Consider the following 5,789-nt stretch of genomic DNA (forward strand, 5'->3'; position numbering starts at 1 on the left):
TTTGTGTGTCAGGAGGTATTGCCATAATCGGTCTGTATTGGTTGATTGAGCGAACATTGTTTTAGACTATTGATAGAGAAACCAGGATGTCATATATTCTATAAAGCAAATTTACCACCCGCCTTCTAGCAACATCAGAGGGATTGGGTGGTATTTTGCATTCTATTAGCAGTTTGTTCATCATTGAGGTTTCCAATTGTTAGGAGTTGTGGATAAAACAAGCTTAGACGTTATTCGACAAAACTAAACGAAAAGTCCTGGATAAATTTTACTAGTTTTACAACAAAGTTACAATTAATTAAAGAATCATTACACTTTTCCTACAATTCCCTTAATCTTCGATTGATATGTTTTATTGGGGTGTCAAAATTGTCACCAAATTGGTTTTTTAGAAGAAAAGGAGGGAATTTTATCGTAATCTGACTTTTATCGTTTTAAAGATTCGTAGTTTTTAAAAACGTAAGGGATTGAGGGGAGAGGCATTGAAGAAAAAGATGAAGAAGATGAGGAAGAAGCAAAATCGTGTGCTTTCATCGCTATCCGTCATGGCGATGTCTATTAGTTTGTTTTCACCACAAGCATTGGCGATCGAAACAACTAACCAGGTACCGGGAGAAACTGGGACACCGACAGATCAAGCGCCAGGAGAAAGTAAGACGTCAACTGAACAGGTACCAGGAGGAACAGGGGCAGCGACTGAACAAGTACCAGGTGAAAGTGGAGCACCAGCGGAACCCGTGCTAGGAGAAAGCGGTGCACCAACTGAGCAAAAGCCAGCAGAACAAGAGGTACAATCAAATTCTGCCCCACAAATCAATCATACGCCAGTGACGAACTTGGAACAACCGGAAGATATCAGCATCTCTGCAAAAATTGCTGACGATCAAGCCATCACTGAAGCAAATGTTTTTTACAAGACGAATAAGGATACAGATTTTAAAAAGATGGCCATGACGGCCGGAACCGTTGATGGGAATGGATTTACAGACTATGCGGTCAATATTCCGCAATCTGCCATAGAGGGGGCTGCTAGCCTTCAGTATTATATTGAAGCATCGGATGGGGTGATTGTTACCCGGAATCCTGCTGAACCAAGTGAATTATATACGATTCAAATTGGTAAAGAAGTGGGTGGCGAGGGGCCTTATTTGCAAATCACTGAGGTCTTGTTTAACTCCTTGGATTATAGTTCAACGATGGGCGAGTCCTACGAATACATTGAAATTTATAATAACTCCAATCGCCCTATTCCTCTAAATCAATATAAGCTTAGATACGGAAATTGGGCGAATCCTTCGCTTAATGAGTTTGAGATTCCAGGTGAACGCATTCTGCAGCCGGGTGAAACGATTGTCCTTTGGAACCAAAAAACAAACCAAGGTGCGACTATTCAAGATTTCATCGCCAACTATGGTGGAGTCATTTCCGAGAATCAGATTGCTATTTTAGAACCTTTTTATGGATTTGTTAATACCGGTGGACACCATTTTACCTTAATGACCAAAACAGGAGAAATTGTTTCGAAGGTTACTTATAATATGCAAGGAAGTTCTACTGATAAATCGGATGATCAAAATGGCAAAAGTGCTATTTATAAAGCCGAACCTACTGGTGATCCATTTATGACGAAGATGGCTAGCAAAGTCTCTCCAACACCAGGAACGGTTTTGCCTGAGCAAATGCCTGATAAGAAAGTGCAGCTTCCAGAGGACTTTTTAAAGCCAATCATTCAACATATGATTCCAACGGGATCTACTAAGGTGCAGGATCTACCTATTACTGCCTATGTGACAGATGACCAAAATGTAAAGGGAGCAAATTTATTTTATAAGAAAAAAGAAGATGAAACCTTCCAATCAATTCCGATGTCTTCCGGTACGGATGGTCAATATCATGCCGTCATTCCAAAAGAGGCGCTGGAAGGGACAACCAAGCTCCAATACTATATTGAAGTGACAGATGGTCTGAATGTGGGAACTACATTGGATACAGAAGGAAAATTGTTCGAGATTCAGATTTTCAAGTCGGACAAGCAGGTTGAATCCAGTCTGTTGATTACCGAGATTGTTCCCGCAAATGTTGGTACGGAGAAGTATGAGTATGTAGAGGTTTACAACAATACCAACAAAGAAATCAATCTAGAAGATTATAAACTTCTTTTTGAAAATCGAGGCGGTGCTTCAACGCGGATCGATATTCCAACTGATTTTACTTTACCAGCTCAAGAAACAGCTGTTGTCTGGCTTCAATCCTATGAGAGTAAGAAGGAAAGTATTGCCCAATTCAAAGCTCACTATGGTGCAAAACTTGATGAGAGTAAGGTACTGCCTGTTTATTGGAATGGTCTTGGCCTGCCGGATGCCGAAGAGGGCAGAATTCTGATTGCTGCCGATGCCGCTTATCCTGTTTCACATGCGGATAAGGGGATCATTTCACAAGCATGGTTCAGTGTCACACAGGATGATGCCATTGATGGAAAAAGTGTTGTCTATGAGTATCCAAAAGATGGAAGTAACCGGATGTTCTTAAGAGGCTCTGGTCAACAGCCAACACCAGGTGTGCTGGTAAATGCCCAAGTACCGGATGTGCCGGTGGAAGTGGCGGCAGACGAAGTGAGTCCAGTCATCTCCCATCAGCCTTCAACAGCTCCTCAGGAGATAAAGGATTTTACTTTGGAAACAAAAGTAACCGATAACCAATCTATTAAGCAAGTGAACTTGTATTTTAAACGGAATGGGGCAGAGGAGTATACACGTGTGAATATGCTCCGTTCAGATGATGGAAAGTATATTTCTGAACTCATTCCGCGTTACCAAATTCTGAATGCAGAATCTATTGAATACTATTTCACGGCGACGGACGGCTTCAATGCTGTATCTACTCTGGATGATGGAGGTAAGCCTTATCAACTTACCTTTGCTGGTCAGACCGAGCCACTGGTGTTGAACGTTAAGGATGGTGAATACCTGCGTGGAACTGAGGCTTTGGAGGGGCGCAGCAAGACAGCTGATCATCAGTTAAGTATGTCGATCGATGGTCAAGTGCTTGAAACGCAGCCGTCTATGCCGGAAGATGCTTATATTTCCTTTGAAGCACAAGATATGCAAGCCTCCTTTAATAACGGGCTATTCGTTAACGATGAACTTGCATCGATCATGCCGGGTGTGACCAATTATAAATCTGCTGTTCTGCCATTACCAAAGGAAATGATCAAACCTGGAGTAAACAAAATAACCTTGACCTCAGGGAATAAAATTGATCCTAAAGGGCTGGAAGGAAATAACGATGATTACCATCTGCAAAACGTAGAAATCCTGCTTTGGAATGGGGACAAACCAGCGATCACTGCCCAAATTCAGTCAGATACCGGGAAATTAACACCAGTTGAGGATCCGAAAGCAAGAATCACCATTAAAGATACATTGCCGCAGATCCACTATACGATTGATATTCCGGCAGCTGCATTCCCGGCTGTTGCAAAAAAAATCGATACGACAACGTTAACAGATGGAGAGCATCAGCTGCAGCTTACCAGTGCAAATGGTGAATCGATTTCGAAAACGGTGGTGGTAGATAACACAGCACCTACTATTGAAACTCTTTCTATTGAAGACGGAAAATCTTATAAAGAGCAAGTGAGCTTAATTGTGACGGCAACAGATGCTGGTTCCGGAGTAGAGACCATCACTGCCCTATTGGATGGAAAACCGGTAGAGCTTCCGTTCTCTCCAATTTTAGAAGCTGGTACACATACGTTAGAAGTGAGTGTAACAGATAAAGCAGGAAATGTAACAACGAAAAAAGTATCTTTTACGATGATTAACCATAATCCGGATCAGCCAAGTGAAGCAAAGCCTTCCGGTGATTCGAAGGTAAATGGCAAAGCGGATCTTAGTGTCAAAGTGACCGACCCAGACGGCGATGCACTGGATGTTGGTTTTTACAAAGCGTATAAATACGACTTTGCCGGGGATTCACAGATCTCAGCCTATTCCAACAAGACTGACCGCGAGCCGCCATTAGAATTAGTTCCTTCCGGAGAGGAAGCTTTCTCTAATGATGCCATTGCAAAGGTAAAAGAGAAAGATGGCCAGTATTTCGTGAACGATACGAATGGTGAATTTCCCTATCACCGATTCGATTTTACAATCGATAAAGAACTCTCGCCAAATGATGAAGTCGAGGTCGTATGGAATGGCCATTCCCTTGAAGGCCGCCAAGTAACGATGTATACGTGGAACTATAATACTCTAAAATGGGAAAGGGCGACATCCGGAATTGGCAATGAGGACTTTGAATTACGAGCGAAAGTGAATGTAGGGGACATGGTGCGCGATAATACGGTGCATGTGTTAATTCAAGATTTATTCCCATCACCAGAAGATGTAGATTTCACCTTTGCATGGGTGAGTGATACCCAATATTATGCAGACGCCTACCCAGACATTTATCGAACCATGATGAAATATCTGGTTGATCAAAAGGATGAAAAGAAAATTATCTATTCGATTCATACAGGTGATATTGTTGACGATTGGTACCGTCCGGACGAATGGGCTGTTGCCGATGAAAGTATGAAATTGCTTGATGATGCGGGTATGAACTACGGTGTAGTGGCTGGAAACCATGACGTCAACTTCTCTGAAGCGGATTACTCCGAGTACTACAAGTATTTCGGCAGAGATCGTTTTGAGAAGCAGCCAACCTACGGCGGTGACAACCACAACAACCGTGACCATTATGATCTTGTTTCCCAGAATGGCCAGGATTTCATCGTTATGTATTTAGGCTGGGATGTTCAAGGGGAAACCATTAAATGGGCGAATGAGGTTCTGCAAAAATATCCTGATCGTCAAGCCATTATTGCCACGCATTCTTACATTACGCCAAGCGGTGCCTATGGAGGGGACGGCCAGAAGATTTGGACTGACATCGTCGCTCAAAATAAGAATGTATTTATGGTGCTTTGCGGCCACTATCACGGGGTTGCCTATAATGTAAAACATACGGATGATGGCAGAACAGTAGTTGAAATGTTGTCTGATTATCAGTCTGGATTAGAAGGCGGCAGCGGATATATGCGTTTCCTTCAATTTGACCTTGATAATCAAAAAATCCATGTCAATACGTATTCGCCATACAAGGATGACGAAAACTTCTTTGACGAACCAGGCAAAGATGAATTTGACATTGATTACCAAGTAAGACCTACTGCTAAACAAGTGGCCACTGATTATATTGGTGTCAATGTTTATACAGATGAACAAATCGGCACAAATGAGAATATCCAGAGTGGATCAGCGGCTAGTGTGGAGTGGAAGAAACTTCCTGGTAATAGCTTCAGCAGCTGGTATACAAAGGTGAAAGATAAATTCGGTGGTACAGCCGTGTCGGATGTTTGGAGATTTAAGACAGGGGCACCGGTGGATAGACCCGGAAATGAGAGGAAGAATAATTAGGGGGTCAGACCCACTCGGTTAAAGTGTTAAAGTGTGAGGGCTGTGCGAAAGGCATAGCCCTATTTTTTTGTTGTTGAAATTCATCGAACTATCATGTGATGACTGGGGACGGTTCGAGACCACTGAAAAACACTCCTTTCCGTGCCTTCTTAAAGACCAACTGCAAAGGGGAAGGCAAAAATGTCTTTAATACGTCTTCTATTTTGCCCGTGAGTGCAAAAAAAGTTTCGCACCGGTAAAAATAAGCGGTCTATTCTGCCCGTGAGTGCAAAAAAAGTTTCGCACCGGTAAAAATAAGCGGTCTATTTTGCCCGTGAGCCCAAGAAAAGA

The 5,789-nt window shown here is 42.5% G+C and carries 1 protein-coding gene; it reads left to right on the top strand.

The features are described 5' to 3' along the window. The first annotated feature begins 482 nt into the window (after positions 1-482). Positions 483-5,459: a lamin tail domain-containing protein gene (locus tag KHB02_RS23935; protein WP_213143792.1), complete on the top strand. Its 4,977-nt coding sequence runs from the start codon at positions 483-485 to the stop codon at positions 5,457-5,459. Positions 5,460-5,789: the final 330 nt, after the last annotated feature.

The organism is Neobacillus citreus, from assembly GCF_018343545.2.
GTDB lineage: Bacteria > Bacillota > Bacilli > Bacillales > Cytobacillaceae > Neobacillus > Neobacillus citreus.